Consider the following 20,779-nt stretch of genomic DNA (forward strand, 5'->3'; position numbering starts at 1 on the left):
ATTCACAGACAACCGCTATTTGTTTATTTGGGTAACGAGTTTTAAGTGTCATTGCCCATTCATGCAATGCTTTTGGTTTATGTTTGATAATGGAGTAATTATATATTTCAGTGTGGTTTGGGTGTTCACAGATATCATGTTTTTTATCGGCCCAATCGATACCGATTCAGGTTCATTATCCAAGTCGTTCATGGAAAATATTCAGCAAGAATATCGCCTTAAAAAAAATACCGTGACTTTAATAGGAAAAGACGGTGGGATTAAATCTCAAAAAAAGAGTGTTGATCTACAAATACTCTTCTCAACCATAGATGCCATGCCAATGCGACAACAAGAAATGCATCTTAAGTAAAACAGCAAGCATTACTTTCTGCTTGCTGCTTTACTTTATAGTAAGGTTATTTATGGTTAAGCGAACTCAGTCCAAATAGGGGCGTGATCTGATGGTTTCTCAATTCCTCTTAATTCATAATCAATATCTGCTTCTACTGTTTTTTCTGCCAATGGTGCTGTGGCTAAAACAACATCAATGCGTAAACCACGATTATCATCGAAACCACGAGAGCGGTAATCAAACCAACTGAATTTTTCATTTTCTTCAGGGTGTAACAGACGGAAAGTATCCGTGAAACCAAAATCCATTAAAGTTGCTAACCATTCACGCTCTTCTGGTAAAAAGCTACATTTCTTAGTTTGTAACCAACGTTTAGCATTCACTTCACCAATACCAATATCTAAATCTAATGGGGAAATATTAATATCACCCATCACTATCACTTGCTCTTCAGCAGTATGATGCTCATTAAGATAAGTATTTAAGTCTTGATAAAATTGACGCTTATAAGGGTACTTCGTTTCATGAGTTTGGTTTTCACCTTGAGGAAAATAACCATTTAAAATATGTACAGGCTGTCCGTTTTCATCGTCCACTGTCACCATGATCATACGTTTTTGATGGTCTTCGTTATCAGTAGGGAAGCCATATTGAACAGCCGTTGGTTTTTGTTTACAGAGCATGGCGACCCCGTAATGGGCTTTTTGCCCATGATAATAAACATGGTATCCCATGGCTTCAACGGCCTCAACAGGGAAAGCATCATTGTGTACTTTGATCTCTTGTAGACCAATAACATCAGGCTGGTGTTTATCGATAATTGCTTGTAATTGATGAAGACGAGCGCGAAGCCCATTAATATTAAATGAAATAACTTTCATAGATAAATCGCCCTTTATGGTATGAATCTGAGAATCAAAAGGCTGAATGTACCTTGTTGAGCTTATTTACTCAACAAGGTAATTAATGAAGTTTATTATTTATCGCATTGTTAAGAAATGATTTAAGCTAAAGCAACGAGTACATGATGAAGGTGAGAAGTGATTTCTAAACCACTATCAGTTAAATAACCTCCATCGTGCTGTGAAATAAGGCCTTTATCAAAAAGAGATTGTGCAGCTTGAATAACAGACTGGTCGGCATCTTTGTGAACTTTTAATCCTTCTAGTTGTGACTTTTGAGGGAATTTAGCTAATAGTTTCATTTCTTCGAAAAAAGTATCAGAGTAATTTTTAGTCATCTTTATTCACTTTTATTGCTGAGAGGAGTTTTCATCATAGGCTTGGCTTAGCAAAAAGCAAAGTTTACTGAAAGGGAGTTTGGGCTAGATCAATTGACGCTAAAATTTTGTTATTAAAGGTGATTTGGCGCACTTAAATGCGGTGTAAACAGGGATGTTGAGAATCCCTGTTTGTTAAACTTAGTGGCTACTCAGATGTTGGTGGAATTTTAGCTTGTCCACTTTCTGCGGCTTCGTTAGGTTCATTTTTGCTTTTAGGGTTTTTAATTAACGGATTTTTTTGATCAGTGTTTTCACTGACAATATTCGTTAATTTTCTATTGTTAAAGGTTAATATAATCTCTGACTGTTGGGCTGGTTGACCGCCTGGTTTTATGTAGCGAATGTAGTACCATTTTGAAGAATCAAATTGGTCTATCAACATAGGCGAGCCTAATACAAAAATAACTTGCTCCTGTGTCATCCCGATTTCTAATTTTTGTAATTTATCATCTTCAATATAATTACCTTGTGTTACATCTATTTGATATACAAATTTATCGTATAAATAAGAGCATCCTGAAACAGAGAAAGCGATCATCAAGCAGGCAAGTATGTTTTTAATTTTCATAGTCTCGTCAATATGTAAGTGATAAATATTTGGGCTCTGATAATACCCAAGCAAAGCATATATGTAAAAATATAAGCGAATAAATGTTATGTTTGTGCTCTATTAGACAACCGTTTTCGCTTAATTGTTTAAAAATAAAACTAAATAGCCAACAGAAACAGAGTTAGCTTTAAATTTGCCGCAAATTTACGTAGAATTCAGCTCTTTTGTTTTTCTCCACTTTCTTGTAACTGTGAATTATATAAATGCCACTATTTGCGTTAGGAATTAATCATCAAACAGCCTCTGTCAGGTTAAGAGAGCAGGTTGCCTTTGCGCCTGAATCTTTATTACCCGCCTATGCTGATTTGTTAGCGCAACCTTTTGTTGAAGGTGCGGTGATCATATCAACCTGTAATCGCACAGAGATTTATTGTGATTTTGATGGTGAGCAGAATACGCAGTTATTAAATTGGTTAACGCAATTTCATCAACTTGAAGCCGGCAGTTTCGATAATAACTTTTATTGTTATCGTGATCAGGAAGCCGTGGCACATTTGTTTAGAGTTTCCTGTGGTTTAGATTCACTTGTACTAGGTGAACCTCAAATCTTAGGGCAAATTAAACAGGCTTTTGCGACAGCAAGCCAAGCCCAAGCGGTTAATAAAATCGTCAATAAATGGTTTCAACATGCCTTCAGTGTGGCTAAACGAGTTCGTACAGAAACACAAATAGGTGCCAATGCTATTTCAGTGGCTTTTGCGGCTGTTTGTTTAGCGAGACAGATTTTCAGTGATTTAAAACAGAGTCGAGTTTTATTAATTGGTGCTGGTGAAACCATCGAATTAGTGGGTAAATATTTACTTGAACATGAAGTGCCTAATATCACTATTGCCAATCGCACCTTAGCAAGAGCAATGGATCTGGTTGAACAATTTGATGCAACAGCTATTACTTTAGGTGAAATACCAAACCATCTTGCTGAATCAGATATTATTATTTCTTCAACGGCGAGCCCATTACCTATTATTGGTAAAGGCATGGTCGAAACTGCCTTAAAAAGTCGTCGTCATCAACCTATGTTATTTATTGATATTGCAGTGCCTCGTGATATCGAAGCACAAGTCTCTGAATTAAACGATGCTTATCTTTATAGTGTCGATGACTTACAGGGAATTATTGAAGAGAACAAACAAGCTAGAGTTGAAGCAGCAATTGAAGCTGAGAAAATTATAGTGACCTGCGTTGATGATTTCAGCGCATGGCAAGAATCATTAAAAGCGGTTGAAAGTATCCGTTTATATCGTCAAAACAGCGAGCAATTAAGAGATGAATTATTACAACGTGCTATTACTGCATTAGCGAATGGTAGCGATAGTGAGAAAGTATTAAAAGAATTTGCATTTAAATTAACTAATAAATTAATTCATCATCCAAGCCAAGCTCTGAGTAGTGTAAGCCAATCGGGTAATGAACAAGATTTAGCGTTAATCAGAATGACGTTGGGGTTAACCCAGCAAGATGAGTTATAACGAATACGAACAGTAGCTTAGCTATTAACCTATTCATAAAAAGAGAAAAACATGAAAGCATCAATTGTTGCAAAATTAGAAATATTAGTTGAACGCTATGAAGAAGTTCAAGCGTTATTAGGTGATTCAGATACCATTAATGATCAAACCAAGTACCGCGAATTAACCAAAGAATACTCTCAGTTAGAAGAAGTTGTTTTGTGCTTTAAAGCTTTCCAGTCGGCACAAGAAGATCAGGCTGCCGCTGAGTTAATGTTAGAAGATGATGACGAAGATATGCGTTTGATGGCGGAAGATGAAGTCGTTGAAGCTAAAGCAACCGTTGAAAAGCTAGCTGATGATTTGCAAATCTTACTTTTACCAAAAGATCCAAATGATGATCGTAACTGTTTCATTGAGATTCGCGCCGGTGCAGGTGGTGATGAAGCGGCTATTTTTGCAGGAAATTTATTCCGTATGTACAGTAAGTATTGTGATAGCAAAAAATGGCGAGTAACTGTCATGAATAGCAACGAAAGTGATCAAGGTGGTTACAAAGAAGTTATTATGCAAGTTGAAGGCGAGGGCGCATACGGTTTAATGAAGTTTGAGTCAGGTGGTCACCGTGTTCAACGTGTTCCAGAAACTGAATCTCAAGGTCGTATTCATACTTCTGCATGTACTGTTGTCGTGATGCCTGAAATTCCTGAATCAGAAGCGATTTCGATTAATCCTGCGGATCTAAAAGTCGATACTTTCCGTGCCTCGGGCGCCGGTGGTCAGCACGTTAATAAAACCGATTCAGCCATTCGTATCACTCACGTTCCAACTGGGACAGTAGTAGAATGTCAAGATCAACGCTCACAGCATAAAAACCGTGCACAAGCGATGTCGGTACTACAAGCGCGCTTACAACAAGCGGAAGATGAAAAAAACAACTCAGAAGAGCAAGATATTCGTCGTAGCTTAGTGGCAAGTGGCGATCGAAGTGAACGTATCCGTACTTACAACTACCCACAAGGTCGTGTAAGTGATCACCGTATTAATCTGACTATTTATCGTTTAAATGAAGTGTTAGAAGGTGAACTAGACGCATTGCTTGATCCAATTTTACAGGAAGACCAAGCGGACAAATTAGCCGCTCTTGCACAAGGTACACTGTAATTGCGTATTGATGATGCGTTAGTGTGGGCAGAGTCTTTGCTAGTCAATAGCGATTCTGCTTTATTAGATGCGCAGGTCTTATTAGCTTTTACATTAGGTAAAGAAACTATTTATTTGATGACTTGGCCTGAACGTGAGCTAACCGCTAAGCAGCAGACTGAATTTGAAAGTTTGATAGAAAAACGTGTGGCTGGTCAACCCGTTGCTCATTTAACGGGGGAGCGTGAATTTTGGTCGTTATCATTAAAGGTCAATAACAGTACCTTAATACCAAGGCCCGATACTGAAGTGCTGGTTGAGATTGCACTTGAAAAAGCCCTTGAAAAGGCACAAACCAATCTACATATCTTAGACTTAGGAACGGGGACTGGTGCAATTATTCTAGCACTTGCCAGTGAACTACCTAATGCTACATGCGTTGGTGTTGATGCAAATAAAGAAGCCGTTAAACTTGCCAATGAGAACCGCGAGCATTTGGCTTTCGATAATGTACAAATAAAGCAAAGCAATTGGTTTGAAAATATAGAAGGGCAATTCGATATTATTGTGAGCAATCCTCCCTATATCGATAAAAAAGACCATCATTTATCTCAAGGTGATGTCCGTTTTGAGCCTCTCTCTGCCTTAGTGGCTAATGAGCAAGGGTTATCTGATATTCGTCATATTTGTGAAAATGCTGACGCATATTTAAAGGCCAATGGCTGTTTGTTGTTCGAACATGGTTTCGAGCAAGCAGAAGCAGTACAAAAGATATTCACTGATTGTGCTTTTATTAATATTAAAAGTTATCAAGATTACGCTGGTAATGATCGTGTTACATTAGGGTATAAAGCGTTTTAAATAATTATTATAAGTAGGGAAATTATGTATTCAATTTTAAAGCATGCACACCTAACGTTTATTTTATTAGCCGTTGTTATGTTTATATTACGTTTTTACTGGTTGAAGTCAGGCCATCCAAATTCACAAAAAGCGGTTTATAAGAAAATACACATACATTCTAATGTCACTATTGTTGTGTTAGGTATCGTATTAATGGGGTTATTGCATTTTAATCCGTTGGTTGCGAGCGGTTACTGGTTATTAGAAAAGCTAATTGCTTTTGTTGCTTATTTTATCATGGTGCAAGTGGCACTGAAGGAACAAACAAAATCACATATACAATGGTTAACTTTTATCGGGGCATTTGGTTGGTTAATTTTCATTGCTAAATTGGCTATTACAAAACAAGCCATTTTCTTAGTGGGGTAATTGTGGAATTAGATGAACAAAATCTTATTGAGCAACCGATAACGGAAGCATTAGTTGAACCCTTGATTGCGGAGCAAAATAATGTTGATTTAAACATTATTCATGAAGATATCGATTACAGTCAATATTCGTTATTACAACTAGCTGTAATGACTGAATATGAGATAACAGGGCAATCTGTGATCGAATTTCAAGATGCATTACGTTTGCAAATGATTGTGCTTAAATCTCAGTTTAAAAAAGAGACCTTGCACGACCTAGATAAGTTAAAACTTTTATTAACTCATGTTTATGATAAACAGGGTTTTTGTGGCGATTGGAAAACATTTTTTAAAGTTAAAAACATATTGTTATCCAAGGTATTAAAACGTCGTAAAGGTGTGCCTATTAGCTTAGGCATTTTATTAATTGAAATGCTTAAAGAAACAGGTTTTGAAGCAAATGGAATTTGTTTTCCAAGCGGCTTTATTGTGCAAGTCGATCTTGAAGGGAAAGTTATCTATATCGATCCTTTTAATGGAGAATTAGTTGATACTGCACATTTGGAATTAAAAGTTCGTGGTCAATTAGGTAATCATGCACGCTTAACACCTGAGATGTTAAAGGTTGATAATAATGAAACCATTATTAAACGTTATATTAGCGTTTTAAAAGCATCTTATATGCAAGCTGATAAAGTGGAACTTGCTTTATTATGTAGTGATATTTTATTACGTCTTGATCCTGATGATGCTTATGAAGTAAGAGATCGTGGTTTTCTATTCCAGCAACTGGATTGTTTTCAGTTAGCCTGTAATGATTTTACTTATTTCATTGAGCAGTGCCCTAAAGATCCTATTGTGAGTTTGCTACAACAACAAATTACGCGAATGAGTGAAGAGTTAAATACTCAAACCATTCATTAATTAACAATTTATAACTTTTGTTAACCGAATATGTTAACTAATAAGAGAGTATCAATGAGTCAGAAAATTATAAAAGTAGGTAACATAGACGTTGCTAATGATCTTCCTTTTGTTTTATTTGGTGGAATGAATGTATTAGAATCTCGCGATCTAGCATTGAAAATGGTTGAAACCTATGTTGAGGCAACCACTAAATTAAATATTCCTTATGTATTTAAAGCTTCTTTTGATAAGGCAAATCGATCTTCTATCAACAGTTATCGAGGTCCAGGTTTAGAAGAAGGTCTACGTATTTTTGAAGAAATAAAATCAACTTTTAATGTGCCAATCATTACTGATATACATGAACCTTATCAAGCAAAGCCTGTTGCTGAAGTCGTTGACGTGATTCAATTACCCGCTTTCTTAAGTCGCCAAACAGATTTAGTACAAGCTATGGCTGAAACGAATGCGGTGATTAATGTTAAGAAAGCACAGTTTTTAGCGCCTCATGAGATGCAACATATCATTACTAAATTTAAAGAAGCAGGTAATGATAAAATTATTCTTTGTGAACGTGGTAGTTGTTTTGGTTACAACAACTTAGTGGTTGATATGTTAGGCTTCAGCACCATGAAAGAAACCACTTATCCTGTCATTTTTGATGTCACTCATTCATTACAAAAACCGGGTGCGCGTAGCGATAGTGCGGATGGACGTCGTAGCCAAGTCGTACAACTAGGCTTAGCAGGTATGTCTCAAGGTATTGCTGGTTTATTCTTAGAATCGCATCCAGATCCAGCAAATGCTAAGTGTGATGGACCATGTGCATTACCATTAGATAAGCTAGTTCCATTCTTAACGCAAATGAAACAAATGGATGAGTTAGCTAAAAGTTTAGATGCGATTGATACAGAATAAGCGATTCCTCTTGTCCTTATCTAATCAATCTCGTTATTTTATTGTTGTTGCCGCCTTTTTAGGCGCAACAGCAGTAATGCTTGGTGCTTATGCAAGTCATGGTTTATCTACTTGGGCAACTCCTGCTCAAATCACTCAAGTGCAAACCGCCTCGCAATATCAACTATTTCATGCCATTACAGTATTGATTGTTGCATTAATTAGCTCGTTATTCCCCCATCGTTTAATATCATTAAGTCTTTGGTTTTTCACTTTAGGGACTTTCTGTTTTAGCGGTAGTTTGTATTATTTAGTTTTTTTAGGTTCAAAATTATTAGTGTTAATCACACCATTAGGTGGATTGCTGCTTATTTGTGCATGGTTGTGTTTAGGCATAAGTATGTTATTCAAACAAAAATAAAGATTCGCATTATTTTAACCAATGAGTGAATTGAGGTTGGTATGTTAGGTATTCTATTATATTGTCGTCCGGGTTTCGAAAATGATTGTGCTAACGAAATTCAAGCAAAAGCAAGTGAGTTGGAAGTGTTTGGCTATATCAAAACACTTAAAAATAGCGGCTTTGTTTTATATCATTGTTATGACCCATCACAAGTAGAATCGCTAGCTGAGCAACTAAACTTTACGCAACTAATTTTTGCCCGACAAATGATTGTTGCCGTGGCCTTGCTTGAAGATTTACCCGCTGAAGATCGTATCGCTCCTATCTTGGAAATCACACGAAACTTACCGATGGCTGGTGATGTTTACGTTGAATGTCCTGAAGGTGATGAAACTAAACCTTTGCTTACTTTCTGCCGTAAGTTTACAGTTCCTTTTAGACAAAAACTCAAACAGAATAATAATTTAACCAATAAAGAGAATCCGAAAAAACGCCGTTTACATGTTTGTTTTATGGATTATGAAACCGCTTATGTTGGTTATTCAATTCCTAATAATCGTAGTGAAGAGCATATGGGGATCACGCGTTTACGTTTTCCCAATGACGCGCCAAGTCGTTCGACATTGAAGCTAGATGAAGCTTTTCAAACCTTCTTAACCAAAGAAGAGCAAGCGTTACGTGCTCATTCAGGTTTACGTGCCGTGGATTTAGGTGCTTGTCCAGGTGGCTGGACTTATCAATTAGTACGACGCGGTATGTTTGTAAGTTGTGTTGATAACGGTGCAATGGCTGAAAGTTTAATGGACACGGGGCAAGTAACGCATTACATGGAAGATGGATTTAAATTTGAGCCTGAGCGTAAAAATATCCATTGGTTAGTCTGTGACATGATTGAAAAACCAAAGCGTGTCGCTAAATTGATGGGGCAATGGTTGATTGATGGTTGGTGTAAAGAGGCTATTTTTAACCTTAAGTTACCAATGAAACAACGCTATCAAGAAGCAACGGATGATTTGAAAATACTAACAGATATGATTGATGAAGCAGGGTTTAATTATGAACTACAAGCGAAGCATTTGTATCATGATAGAGAAGAAATAACGGTACATGTTCGTTTAACTGATAAAATTTACGGCCCATTATAAAGGACTTGTAAGAATAGAAATAAGAGCTGTTTGAAAACAGCTCTTATTTTTAAAAAAAAGCTTATTGACTGTAACCATCTAAGAAATTACCAATCTTCTTAATCGCAGTTGCCATTTCATCTACACGCGGTAAACAAACAATGCGGAAATGATCCGGTTTGTGCCAGTTAAATCCCGTGCCTTGTACGATCAATATTTTTTCTTCCATTAATAAATCCATCGCAAAACGTTGATCATCTTTAATGTTAAAACGTTTTTGATCTAATTTAGGAAACAGGTATAAAGCACCATTTGGTTTCGCACATGAAATACCTGGAATATCGTTTAATAGTTTCCAAGCTGTTTGCGTTTGGTCATATAAACGCCCACCCGGTACGATTAATTCATTGATACTTTGGTAGCCACCTAATGAGGTTTGAATGGCATGTTGCATCGGTACATTCGCACATAATCGCATGCTCGCAAGGATTTCAATCCCTGATATATAATCTCGAGCCTGTTTTTTCGCGCCGCTGATCATCATCCAACCGACACGGAATCCACACACTCGATAAGCTTTAGATAAACCATCGAAAGTCACAATGAGTATATCATCAGCCAATGTTGCCAATGGAATATGTACCGCATCGTCATAAACAATTTTTGAATAGATTTCGTCGGAAAATACAATGAGGTTATGTTGGCGTGCTAATTCGACAATTTGCTCTAACAGTTCTTTGCTGTAAACCGCACCCGTTGGATTGTTTGGATTAATTAAAACAATGCCTTTAGTGCGAGAGGTTATTTTAGATTTGATATCATCAATATCTGGAAACCAGTCAGATTCTTCATCACAAACATAATGTACTGCTTTACCGCCAGAGAGATTAGCCGCTGCCGTCCATAATGGATAATCCGGAGCTGGTACTAATAATTCGTCGCCGTTATTCAGTAAACCTTGCATTGCCATTACAATCAATTCACTGACACCGTTACCAATATAAATATCATCGGTATCTAATGATAATAAACCTTTTGCTTGATAGTGTTGCATCACCGCTTTACGCGCAGAAAACAAGCCTTTGCTGTCACAGTAACCTTGGCTATTAGGAAAGTTTTTTATAACATCAATCAATACTTCTTCTGGGGCTTCAAAACCAAATTGGGCGGGATTACCAATGTTCAATTTAAGAATGCGTTGGCCTTCTTCTTCTAATTTCAGTGCTTGTTTTAGCACTGGACCACGAATGTCGTAGCAGACATTATCTAATTTATTTGAACGAATAATCGAATACATTTGAACCCCTTAAGTCCTATTTTTATTAATCCTTTTAATAGTTAGTTAAAGTACCTTATCTAACTGATTTAGTGAAGTTGAAAAGGTAATTATCTGTCAGTAAATTAAGATTATTTTATGATAATTGCTATTACTTATATTCAATCATTCACTAAAATCTATTCGTATTATTAATATTATCAATTACTATAAATAGCTTGTGCATTGTTAGGAATAAAAATGATCGAATTTAAACACTTAAAAACATTATCTACATTGAATAAAACGGGGAGTTTAGTTGAAGCTGCAAAACAACTTCATTTAACACAATCTGCTTTATCACATCAGCTTAAAGAATTAGAAATGCGTTTAGATTGTTCATTGTTTATTCGTAAGTCTCGTCCTATTCGATTTACAGTGTCTGGTTTACGCTTATTAGAATTGGCAGATCAAGTACTGCCGCAAATTCGCACCGCAGAACGTGACTTATCTCGTTTTGCCTCCGGTGATGCAGGGCGTTTACATATGGCTATTGAATGCCATTCTTGCTTCCAATGGTTAATGCCTGCTATCGATAAATTCAGAGATAGTTGGCCTGAAGTGGAGTTAGATTTTTCAAGTGGTTTTAGTTTTTTACCTTTACCTGCATTAAAACGAGGTAATTTGGATTTAGTGGTGACTTCTGACCCACAGGAAATCGAAGGCATTACTTACATTCCTTTGTTCAGCTATCAATCCATGTTGGCATTAAGCCGTCATCATAGATTGGCAAATAAAACTTATATTGAAGCGGAAGATTTAGCGCAAGAAACATTAATTTCTTACCCTGTTGAAAAAGAGCGTTTGGATATTTTCAATAAATTTTTAATTCCTGAAGGTATTTCTCCTGCAAAGATCCGCCATGCGGATATGACATTAATGATGCTGCAGTTGGTTGCCAGTGGAAGAGGTGTCGCAGGTTTACCTAATTGGGCTTTATTTGAATATTTACAGAAGGATTATGTGGTTGCTCGTCGTTTAGGAAAAGAAGGGGTTTGGAGTACGCTTTATGCCGCCGTTCGTGAAGAACAAAAGTCTTTAGCTTTTATTGAAGACTTTATGTCAACGGCCATTGAAAGCTGTTTTGTTAATTTAAAAGGTATAAAAGTCCCTGAGTGATTATTCTTTATAATAATTTTATAGCTAATCATTGATCTTACTGCTGTTTTGCCATTTCATCATTTGCAGACTAAGCCAGAAAAAGACACAATAAAGCACACTGAAAATAGGTATAAAAATAAGAGTTGGTAATATGAGCTGTTGTAACGCGAAAGGTTTAATGCCGTTATCTGATGCATTAGAAACAATGCAAAATTCATTGTCAAAGGTTTGTGAGAAGATCACTTTACCTTTATCAGAGGCTCTGGGTTTTACTTTAGCGGATAATGTTATTTCATCTAAAAATGTTCCTCCATTTAATAATTCTGCAATGGATGGTTATGCGTTACATGCAAATGACCTTGCAGCCGCTTCAGAAAGTAATACCATTCAATTAAAACTGGTTGGGAAATCTTTTGCTGGCTCTCCTTTTAATGGGAATGTAGAAGCAGGATCTTGTATCCGCATTATGACCGGAGCAGTGGTTCCTGATTGTTTAGATTGTGTCGTGATGCAAGAACAATGTTTAGCTGATGGCGAGTTAATTACTTTTAAACATGCGCCTACTGTGAACAATAATGTTCGCTTTGTTGGTGAAGACTTAAAAGTCGGGGAGCAAGTATTACAACAAGGTCATAAACTCACGCCGAGAGATATTCCTCTGCTAGCTTCATTAGGTGTCGCAACGGTAGATGTTTATCGTCAATTAAAAGTGGCTGTTCTTTCTTCAGGTGATGAATTAAGAAGCTTAGGTGAAACGTTACAACAAGGCGAAATTTACGATAGTAATCGTTATAGCATTATGGCTTTGTTATCTCGCTTAAATGTAGAAGTAATTGATTTAGGTATCATTAAAGATGATTATGCCTTAATCAAAGCAGCTATGTTAAAAGCAGACCAGCAAGCAGATGTGGTTATTTCAAGTGGCGGTGTCTCAGTTGGCGAAGCAGATTTTATTAAAGAAGTTTTAAATGAAATCGGTGAAATTGGTTTTTGGAAATTAGCGATTAAACCAGGAAAGCCATTTGCTTTTGGACGTTTACCAAACAGTGTCTTTTTTGGGTTGCCAGGAAATCCTGTTTCCGCTATCGTGACCTTATACCAATTGGCAGTGCCAGCAATGGCAAAAATGAGTGGGGAAAAGCTAAAACCCGCTTTACGCTTTAATGCAACTTGTAAAGAAGCTTTGCATAAAGCACCTGGTAGAACTGATTTTCAACGAGGATTTTATTCGCTGGATGAACAGGGAAAATGGGTTGTCAGCACAACAGGCAATCAAGGCTCTGGCGTATTTAGCTCAATGAGCCGTTCAAATTGTTTTATTGTTCTCGAGCAGGACCGAGGCAATGTAGCAGCAGGGGAAACGGTGACGGTTGAACCCTATAGTCCTTTAATGGACTGATGCTTTAGTTTTTGTGACTTAAAAGCTGCTAGGACCTTTGGTTTCTATGAAATGTACGATAAACAATGAATATGTAAGATAAACCAATATTAAATAACAATTTATAAGCACAAGAATGTGCTCTGGAAAATATTATGATTAAAACTGACGACGTCAATATTAAAGCAATTAAAGAATTACTACCCCCAATCGCGCTTTTAGAAAAGTTTCCTGCAACTTCTGAAATCAGTCAAACTGTTGCCGGTTCTCGTAATGCAATCAGCAAAATATTAAGTGACAAAGATGACCGCGTATTAGTGATTATCGGTCCTTGTTCAATTCACGATACCGAAGCTGCATTAGACTATGCTGCAAAATTAGCACCGCTACGTGAAAAATATAAAGATACACTAGAAGTTGTTATGCGTGTTTATTTTGAAAAACCACGTACAACAGTAGGTTGGAAAGGTCTTATTAACGATCCTGAATTAAATGGTACATTTAATATCAATAAAGGTTTACGTACAGCTCGTAAATTATTATTAGATATCAATGCAATGGGATTACCTGCTGCGACTGAATTCTTAGATATGATCACACCACAATACGTTGCTGATCTGATGTCGTGGGGAGCAATTGGTGCACGTACGACTGAATCACAAGTTCACCGTGAATTAGCTTCTGGTTTATCTTGCCCAGTTGGTTTCAAAAATGGTACTGACGGTACGATTAAAGTTGCTGTTGATGCAATTGGAGCAGCCAATGCTTCGCATCATTTTCTATCTGTAAACAAATTTGGGCATAGTGCTATTGTTGAAACTGCCGGAAACCCTGATTGCCATATTATTTTACGCGGTGGTAAAGCGCCAAATTACAGTGCTGAACATGTTGCTGCAATCAAAGCTGATTTGAAAAAATCAGGGTTAGCTGAAACGTTAATGATTGACTTTAGCCATGCAAACTCAGAAAAGAAATTTGAGAATCAAATGAAAGTTTGTACTGATGTTGCAACGCAAATTGCGTCTGGTGATAAAGCAATTTCAGGTGTTATGGTTGAAAGTCATCTTGTTGAAGGCCGTCAAGATTTATGTGATGGTGTTGCGAAAACTTATGGTCAAAGTATTACTGACGCATGTATCGGTTGGGATGCGACTGAAGCGCTATTAGCTGAATTATCAAATGCTGTTTCAACTAGACGTGGTTAATTTCGTCTTCCCTGAGGAGTTAACTCTCAGCGCATTTATTAGCTAAAACTTAAGCACTGTTTATTGACGGTGCTTTTTTTTGTCTTTAAGTATTTTTTAAATATAACGGCAAGGTAACATTTTTAAGTGAATACTCTAACCATTAAAAAAAAACCAATCATGGTATTAGGTTGTACTAGTGATGCAGGTAAATCTCTGATTGTCACTGCCATGTGTCGTTTACTTGCTAATCGAGGCGTTAATGTCGCCCCATTTAAAGCACAAAATATGAGTAATAATGCCGCGATCACCGAAGATGGTTTAGAAATGGGACGCGCTCAATATTTACAAGCGCTAGCAGCTAAAATAAAACCATCTGCTTTAATGAATCCTGTTCTCTTAAAACCCAGTGCAGAAACATTTAGCCAGGTTATTATTAATGGCAAAGTAGATAGTTATCTTTCTAACATGCCTTGGAGAGAAAGAAAGAAATTGATTTGGCCTAATGTAGTGACTGCACTAGAAACACTACAAACACAATACGACCAAATCATTATCGAAGGAGCGGGCAGTCCTGCTGAAATAAATTTACGTGACGGCGATATTGTAAATATGAGTGTTGCATTAGCTTGCCAAGCTGATGTTTACCTTGTTTCGGATATTGATCGAGGCGGCTCTTTTGCGCATTTATTAGGTACATGGGCTTGTTTAGCAAAAGAAGAGCAGAAGTTAATAAAAGGCTTTGTACTTAATAAATTTAGAGGTGATCCTAAGTTATTAGGTAATGCGATGGAATGGTTAGAAGAAAAAACAGGTATTCCAACGGTCGCTAACTTACCTTATCACAGACACCAACTTCCCGAAGAAGATAGCTTTCGCTTAGGATCAACATGGCAACGAGGCGCTATTAATGTTGCACTTATTTATTATCCTTATGCCTCTAACCTAGATGAATTTGATGCATTAACTTATCAAGGTGATATTAACTTAGTGCCAATACAAAATAATCAAGATCTCTCTGTGTTTGATGCTGTGATATTACCCGGTAGTAAAAATAGTGGAAAAAGTTTACATTTCCTAGAAACAACGGGGTTAGATAAAGAACTGGTTAAATTTAGTCAAAGCAATAAATTAGTCTTAGGTATTTGTGGAGGGCTACAAATACTTGGAAATAACATTAAAGATCCATTATTGTTAGAGGATGGTGATAAGAAAGGTTTAAACTTAATCGATCTAACTACAACCCTTGCTCATAACAAAGCAACATTGCAAAAAAAATTACAGTGGCAAGGATCGCAACTAGAAGCTTATGAAATACATCACGGTGAAAGTCATGTGCTAAGTGATTCTGTTGATAGTTTTATTTGCAAGGATATTGGTTGGCAGCAAGGCAATGTTTATACTTCGTATTTTCATGGTTTATTTGATAACGCCGTTTTTTATAATTGGTTTATGAAACAACTTGGAGGCGCTGAAAATGGTATTAATTGGAAAGAGCATGTTGACCAAGAATTGGATAAATTGGCCGATATGTTTGAGCAACATGGTTGGTTATAAACTTGTTTAAAATTAAGCCTCATCTATTTAGCATTGTTATATTGATCAATTTTTTTGTAATTTATACTGCTAAAGCAAAAGAGCATTTAGATCTTAACTCCATTGAAGAAAACCTTTCAATAGCGACATTGATGTCGAATACCAATTCATTAAAGTTTGGTTTTGCTAACTATGATTTACAGATAAACGATCCAGGTTTTGGCACAGAAGAAACTCAACTTTATAAAAATGGATTGGATGCAATCACCATTCCTTATACTTGGGAATTAGAGCCTAAAAGCGATGCTTGGGATCATGCTATTACCGTTAGGGCTTATTACATTTCAAGTAAACGCAATAATGAAATTGTTGCAGGTACTAGCGACCAATTACATAATCACACCTTTGGTCTTTACGGAAACTATTCTCAATATTTTCACATTACCGATAAATGGTATGTGGAGTCTGCATTTGGTACTCATTTAACTTTCTATAAAAATAATTATGATTATGGGGATGGTGTTTCTAATTCAATAAAAAGTGATTACGATGGTCAGCTTTTTAATACCACTGCCTTAGTTGCAATGATTGAACCCCAAGTAGGTATCGGTTACAAAAAACAGCAGCAATGGGGAACTTGGAGAGCACATCATAATATTAATTATGTTTATGGGCATGGTATAGGTGGTTCAGTTAAACGTAGAGATAGTATCAATCCTGAAGCTTGGCATATTACTAATGGCATCGAATTTAATATTAAAGCGCCTAATGTGTGGGGGATTGATGATTTTTTCTCAATTGATTTTAAACGCGTTGAGGTCATTGGAGATTTAGATGTGATGGCAGAAAAAAGTTATTATTATGAAACTAGTTTTGGCTGGGTTATCGACACTAATAACGCGATTTCATTATTAGATAATATTGGCTTTGGGCTTGCGATTAATTATGGCAGCTCAGTTAGTGGGGGATCGCTAATACTTTATTTTAATGAATAAAATGAAGATGTTGCAGCCTATCTAAATAAATTCTAATTACAAGACAGCAACGCTTGTTAATCAATAATAATTAAATAAATTATGGATTTAAACGCGTAATAGACCAAGTTGAATCTTGTTGTGTATAAACAAAGCGATCATGTAAGCGATCGGCTTTTCCTTGCCAAAATTCAATACTTTCAGGGATCACGCGATAACCACCCCAAAATTCAGGCAATGGAACTTCTTTTCCTGCAAATTTCTTTTCGTAGAACTTAACACTATCAACTAATGTTTGGCGTTCATCCAATAGTTCACTTTGCTTTGAAGCCCATGCGCCAATTTGGCTACCACGTCCTCTTGAATGAAAATAAGCTTCTGATTCTTCGTGGCTTATTCTTTCTATTCTTCCTTCAATACGCACTTGTCGCTGTAACATATTCCAATGAAATAATAAGGCTGCGAAAGGGTTAGCTTCAAGTTCATCGGCTTTTCTACTGCCATAGTTTGTAAAGAAGACAAATCCTTCCTGATCGACTTCTTTTAATAAAACCATGCGAGAAGAAGGGCGGCCTTCTTTCGTTGAAGTAGAAACAGACATGGATTCAGGCAAAATAATCCCTGAATTTTCTGCTTCTTTTAACCAGTTTTTAAAAAAGGAAATAGGATCATCGGTGGTTACCAATGCTTTATTTTCAATTAATAATCCTTGGCCTAATGTAAAGGCGCATCGTATTTTACTGAGTAATGACATGACATATCTTTATTAGTTAGATTGAACAGAGTGTGCAGTGTATAATTTGTATCAAACCTTGTCGAACTTATTGTTTTAACATATTACAACCATTTTTAATGAGATTTTTACTGCATGGATAAACAAGCTATCAATACATTTTCCAGTGAAGATATTATTGATATTTTTAACCAGACATTTTATCGAACACATAATACAAAGTTGGTATCTGGTAGTGATGAGCCTTTATATCTTCCTGCTTCAGAGGATTGCGATTTTCATCAAATAATTTTTGCTCATGGCTATTTTGCAAGTGCGTTACATGAAATAGCACATTGGTTAGTCGCAGGTGAAACAAGACGGTTAAAAGTTGATTACGGTTATTGGTATGAATCCGATGGACGAGATGCCGCTAAACAAGCTGAATTCGAAAAAGTTGAAATTCTACCTCAAGCTATTGAATGGGCTTTATCTATTAGTTGTGGTTTTGACTTTGATGTGAGTAGTGATAATTTAAGTGGTATTGCCATTAATCGTCTCGCTTTCAAACAAAAAGTCTACCAGCAGGTTTTAGCTTTACTGAATACAGGTTTTTCTGAACGCACAGTAAAGTTATTAAACGCATGTCAAAATACGTATCAAACAAAAGCAATGAGAGCCGAAGATTTTGAATATAAAGGCATGTATCAGCTAGTTTGATGATTAAAAATGAAGGTTTATTATGAAAAAAATACTTATCGTTTGTTTAGGTAATATTTGTCGTTCACCAACCGCAGAGGCGGTATTAAAAGCAAAAGCAAAGCAACTCAGTATTGAAGTAGAAGTCGATTCAGCAGGGACAATCAATCACCATCAAGGGAAAGCGCCAGATAAACGCTCTCAAGCTGCAGGGAAGCGTCGTGGTTATAGTTTTGAAGGGATAATTTCTCGACCAGTTAAGCAAGAGGATTTTGCTTATTTTGATTATATCTTGGCGGCAGATCAACAAAATAAACGCGATCTATTGGCACAATGTCCTTCGCAATTTCAGCATAAAATTCAATTGTTTCTTAGTTTTTCAGATGTTCATGAAACTGAAATTCCAGATCCTTATTACGGTGGGCCGAATGGGTTTGAATTGGTATTAGATTTATTAGAAACAGCAAGTGAACAATTATTAGATAAAATAGGGCATTAATGAATATGAGTAATAAAGTTTATCATCATGCTGTACAAATTTATTATGAAGATACTGACCACTCTGGTGTTGTGTACCACCCTAATTTTTTAAAATACTTTGAGCGAGCTCGTGAGCATGTTATTGATAGCCAAAGACTTAATACTTTATGGAATGAACAAGGAATTGGTTTTGCTGTTTATAAAGCGAATATGACCTTTCAAGAAGGTGTGGAGTTTGCAGAAGTTTGTGATATTCGCACTAGTTTTGTCATCGATGGAAAATACAAAACCTTGTGGCGACAAGAAGTTTGGCGACCGAATGCAACACGTGCTGCTGTTATTGGCGAAATAGAAATGGTGTGTTTAGATAAAAACAAACAATTACAGCCATTACCAGAAGTGATTTTAAAGGCATTACAAGCTTAACTTGATAGGTATTTTATGACTAAAATAAGAGTATTACACTCCTCTACTAATAATCCTTGGTTTAATTTAGCGATTGAAGACTGGATTTTCCGTCAATTAGATCCTTCTACACACGTGCTTTATTTATGGCAAAATGATCCAACAGTCGTGATTGGTCAACATCAAAATCCTTGGGCTGAGTGTCGTTTAGATAAAATGAAAGAAGATAATGTTTATTTAGCTCGCCGACAAAGTGGTGGCGGTGCTGTTTTTCATGATCTTGGTAATACCAACTTTACTTTTTTAAGTAGTAAAGATAATTATAAGCAAACAACAAATTTTGACATTATTATCAAAGCTTTAAAAACGTTAGGCATTGATGCCGATTTATCTGGTCGTAATGACTTGACGGTAGGCGATAAAAAAATATCTGGCTCTGCTTTTAAGCATACTTCTACGCTTAGTTTTCATCATGGTACTTTGTTAGTGAATGCCGATTTAACACAATTAGCGAATTACTTGAATCCACATCCATTAAAGCTTGAAGCAAAAGGCATTAAATCTGTTCGTTCTCGTGTCGCTAACTTATCTGAGTTCAATCCTAAAATTAACCACCAGACTATATGTGAAGCAATCACCGATGCTTTCTTCGAACACTATCAAACAACCGTTGAGCCTGAGCAGTTAGATATTGAATCATTGAAAGAGATTGAGGCGTTAGATACTTATTATCAAAAAATGAGCGATAGTGATTGGCGATTTGGTAAAACGCCTGAATTTGATCATAAAATAGAAACGCGTTTCACATGGGGTATTGTAGATATTAATTTAACTGTCCAGAAAGGTGTGATTAATGAATGTATCATTTATTCTGATGCATTAGACGTTGATTTTATCGATGCCTTACAGAATTTATTAACTAATAGTCATTATGGAATAACTGAAATCACTAACAAACTCTCTCGGCTTTCAGCAGAAAACGTACAATTTGAAGAATATATTAGTGATATTCAAGCTTGGTTTAAAAAACAAGCTTTCTTTGTTAGAGGTGAATAGTACTTTTATTTAAATTTGTGAAAGAATAAAAATGAAACTTTGTGATAATTAGCCTGTCTTAATTGTTCGTTTTTAATACAATATTCGTTATGCTTTAAGTATGTTATTTTTATTTTATGCCATAAAATTTACATAACCGTTATTTGTGACTAAAGTTTGTGCTTATCCGGCATTTATTTCGATAATTGTATAAACCACTTTTTATAACAACGTCTTTTTTAAAAGGAATTACTATGTATTTTTCACAAAATGATAAACGTTCATTCCATAGAATGGAGTTAAATTTACCTATTGTCATTTCAAAGAATGGACAGATCTATAATGGAACTTGCCTTGATCTAAGTAGTACTGGCATGGGGATTTCATTTACAACTAGTGAATTACATTCTGAAGATAAAGTGGATATCCAGCTAGATACTAACGATGAACGTTTTCCTCCACTAGATGCTGAAGCAAAATTGCTTCGTGTAGAAGAGCGTGAAGATGGTTCATATTCCGCTGCTGTTGAGTTTATAGCATTAAAATAAAGCCATTTATGG

At 36.2% G+C, this 20,779-nt stretch carries 24 protein-coding genes; 19 read left to right on the forward strand and 5 right to left on the reverse strand.

Going from position 1 to position 20,779, the window contains the following annotated elements; genetic code table 11:
- Positions 1 to 352, forward strand: a 352-nt coding sequence (locus tag E2R67_RS12825) for a DUF4174 domain-containing protein (protein WP_166739387.1), incomplete at its 5' end; no start/stop codon positions are given.
- A 56-nt stretch (positions 353 to 408) separates the two neighbouring features.
- Here the strand turns inward: E2R67_RS12825 and xthA are convergent.
- From xthA to E2R67_RS12840, 3 genes are all read right to left on the reverse strand, one after another.
- Positions 409 to 1,215, reverse strand: coding sequence for an exodeoxyribonuclease III (gene xthA / locus E2R67_RS12830; RefSeq protein WP_134291357.1), 807 nt, complete (start codon positions 1,213 to 1,215; stop codon positions 409 to 411).
- A gap of 122 nt (positions 1,216 to 1,337) precedes the next feature.
- Complete coding sequence (locus E2R67_RS12835; RefSeq protein WP_134291358.1) at positions 1,338 to 1,574, reverse strand: TIGR02647 family protein; 237 nt, start codon at positions 1,572 to 1,574, stop codon at positions 1,338 to 1,340.
- Between the two features lie 187 nt (positions 1,575 to 1,761).
- The gene (locus tag E2R67_RS12840; RefSeq protein WP_134291359.1) at positions 1,762 to 2,184 is read right to left on the reverse strand and encodes an outer membrane protein assembly factor BamE; all 423 of its coding nucleotides are present in this window, start codon (positions 2,182 to 2,184) and stop codon (positions 1,762 to 1,764) included.
- Positions 2,185 to 2,429: 245 nt separating this feature from the next.
- Between E2R67_RS12840 and hemA the strand changes: the two genes are divergently transcribed.
- The 8 genes from hemA to rlmM are packed head-to-tail and all read left to right on the forward strand — an operon-like array spanning position 2,430 to position 9,421.
- Positions 2,430 to 3,695 (forward strand): glutamyl-tRNA reductase, encoded by a 1,266-nt coding sequence (hemA, locus tag E2R67_RS12845; protein WP_134291360.1) that lies wholly within the window; start codon positions 2,430 to 2,432, stop codon positions 3,693 to 3,695.
- A 51-nt stretch (positions 3,696 to 3,746) separates the two neighbouring features.
- Positions 3,747 to 4,838, forward strand: coding sequence for a peptide chain release factor 1 (gene prfA / locus E2R67_RS12850; RefSeq protein ID WP_134291361.1), 1,092 nt, complete (start codon positions 3,747 to 3,749; stop codon positions 4,836 to 4,838).
- A complete protein-coding gene (gene prmC, locus E2R67_RS12855) occupies positions 4,839 to 5,678 on the forward strand; it encodes a peptide chain release factor N(5)-glutamine methyltransferase (RefSeq protein WP_134291362.1) in 840 nt (279 codons plus the stop codon).
- A 24-nt stretch (positions 5,679 to 5,702) separates the two neighbouring features.
- Complete coding sequence (locus E2R67_RS12860) at positions 5,703 to 6,089, forward strand: SirB2 family protein (RefSeq protein WP_134291363.1); 387 nt, start codon at positions 5,703 to 5,705, stop codon at positions 6,087 to 6,089.
- Between the two features lie 2 nt (positions 6,090 to 6,091).
- On the forward strand, positions 6,092 to 6,994 hold the full coding sequence (locus E2R67_RS12865; RefSeq protein ID WP_243837020.1) for a SirB1 family protein: 903 nt from the start codon (positions 6,092 to 6,094) through the stop codon (positions 6,992 to 6,994).
- 54 nt (positions 6,995 to 7,048) lie between these two features.
- Positions 7,049 to 7,894 carry a 3-deoxy-8-phosphooctulonate synthase gene (gene kdsA / locus E2R67_RS12870; RefSeq protein ID WP_134291364.1) on the forward strand — a complete coding sequence of 282 codons (846 nt, stop codon included), beginning with the start codon at positions 7,049 to 7,051 and terminating at the stop codon, positions 7,892 to 7,894.
- 10 nt (positions 7,895 to 7,904) lie between these two features.
- Positions 7,905 to 8,294 carry a DUF423 domain-containing protein gene (locus E2R67_RS12875; RefSeq protein ID WP_243837021.1) on the forward strand — a complete coding sequence of 130 codons (390 nt, stop codon included), beginning with the start codon at positions 7,905 to 7,907 and terminating at the stop codon, positions 8,292 to 8,294.
- 41 nt (positions 8,295 to 8,335) lie between these two features.
- Complete coding sequence (rlmM, locus tag E2R67_RS12880; RefSeq protein WP_134291366.1) at positions 8,336 to 9,421, forward strand: 23S rRNA (cytidine(2498)-2'-O)-methyltransferase RlmM; 1,086 nt, start codon at positions 8,336 to 8,338, stop codon at positions 9,419 to 9,421.
- A 61-nt stretch (positions 9,422 to 9,482) separates the two neighbouring features.
- Here the strand turns inward: rlmM and E2R67_RS12885 are convergent, their stop codons facing one another.
- Positions 9,483 to 10,697, reverse strand: coding sequence for a pyridoxal phosphate-dependent aminotransferase (locus E2R67_RS12885; RefSeq protein ID WP_134291367.1), 1,215 nt, complete (start codon positions 10,695 to 10,697; stop codon positions 9,483 to 9,485).
- A gap of 219 nt (positions 10,698 to 10,916) precedes the next feature.
- Here E2R67_RS12885 and E2R67_RS12890 point away from each other — a divergent pair, with 219 nt between their 5' ends.
- The 5 genes from E2R67_RS12890 to E2R67_RS12910 all read left to right on the forward strand — a co-directional run bounded on the left by E2R67_RS12890 (position 10,917) and on the right by E2R67_RS12910 (position 16,909).
- Positions 10,917 to 11,834: a LysR family transcriptional regulator gene (locus E2R67_RS12890; RefSeq protein ID WP_134291368.1), complete on the forward strand. Its 918-nt coding sequence runs from the start codon at positions 10,917 to 10,919 to the stop codon at positions 11,832 to 11,834.
- A gap of 133 nt (positions 11,835 to 11,967) precedes the next feature.
- Positions 11,968 to 13,215, forward strand: a complete 1,248-nt coding sequence (moeA, locus tag E2R67_RS12895; protein WP_134291369.1) for a molybdopterin molybdotransferase MoeA — start codon at positions 11,968 to 11,970, stop codon at positions 13,213 to 13,215.
- Positions 13,216 to 13,346: 131 nt separating this feature from the next.
- Entirely contained in the window at positions 13,347 to 14,399 is a 1,053-nt protein-coding gene (gene aroG, locus E2R67_RS12900; RefSeq protein ID WP_134291370.1) for a 3-deoxy-7-phosphoheptulonate synthase AroG, read from the forward strand.
- Positions 14,400 to 14,525: 126 nt separating this feature from the next.
- Positions 14,526 to 15,935: a cobyric acid synthase gene (locus tag E2R67_RS12905; protein ID WP_243837022.1), complete on the forward strand. Its 1,410-nt coding sequence runs from the start codon at positions 14,526 to 14,528 to the stop codon at positions 15,933 to 15,935.
- Positions 15,936 to 15,937: 2 nt separating this feature from the next.
- Positions 15,938 to 16,909, forward strand: coding sequence for a Solitary outer membrane autotransporter beta-barrel domain (locus E2R67_RS12910; RefSeq protein WP_166739388.1), 972 nt, complete (start codon positions 15,938 to 15,940; stop codon positions 16,907 to 16,909).
- 79 nt (positions 16,910 to 16,988) lie between these two features.
- On the opposite strand, the gene pdxH is transcribed toward E2R67_RS12910, so the two are convergent.
- Positions 16,989 to 17,642: a pyridoxamine 5'-phosphate oxidase gene (gene pdxH / locus E2R67_RS12915; RefSeq protein ID WP_134291372.1), complete on the reverse strand. Its 654-nt coding sequence runs from the start codon at positions 17,640 to 17,642 to the stop codon at positions 16,989 to 16,991.
- A gap of 114 nt (positions 17,643 to 17,756) precedes the next feature.
- Between pdxH and E2R67_RS12920 the strand changes: the two genes are divergently transcribed.
- The 5 genes from E2R67_RS12920 to E2R67_RS12940 all read left to right on the forward strand — a co-directional run bounded on the left by E2R67_RS12920 (position 17,757) and on the right by E2R67_RS12940 (position 20,767).
- Positions 17,757 to 18,320 carry an elongation factor P hydroxylase gene (locus tag E2R67_RS12920; protein WP_134291373.1) on the forward strand — a complete coding sequence of 188 codons (564 nt, stop codon included), beginning with the start codon at positions 17,757 to 17,759 and terminating at the stop codon, positions 18,318 to 18,320.
- Between the two features lie 22 nt (positions 18,321 to 18,342).
- Positions 18,343 to 18,798, forward strand: coding sequence for a low molecular weight protein-tyrosine-phosphatase (locus tag E2R67_RS12925; RefSeq protein WP_134291374.1), 456 nt, complete (start codon positions 18,343 to 18,345; stop codon positions 18,796 to 18,798).
- 5 nt (positions 18,799 to 18,803) lie between these two features.
- Entirely contained in the window at positions 18,804 to 19,205 is a 402-nt protein-coding gene (locus E2R67_RS12930) for an acyl-CoA thioesterase (protein WP_445177045.1), read from the forward strand.
- A 15-nt stretch (positions 19,206 to 19,220) separates the two neighbouring features.
- Entirely contained in the window at positions 19,221 to 20,240 is a 1,020-nt protein-coding gene (gene lplA / locus E2R67_RS12935) for a lipoate--protein ligase (protein ID WP_134291376.1), read from the forward strand.
- Positions 20,241 to 20,473: 233 nt separating this feature from the next.
- A complete protein-coding gene (locus tag E2R67_RS12940) occupies positions 20,474 to 20,767 on the forward strand; it encodes a PilZ domain-containing protein (protein WP_134291377.1) in 294 nt (97 codons plus the stop codon).
- Positions 20,768 to 20,779 lie beyond the last annotated feature (12 nt).

The sequence above is a fragment of the Psychromonas algicola genome (genome assembly GCF_004378355.1).
Taxonomy (GTDB): domain Bacteria; phylum Pseudomonadota; class Gammaproteobacteria; order Enterobacterales; family Psychromonadaceae; genus Psychromonas.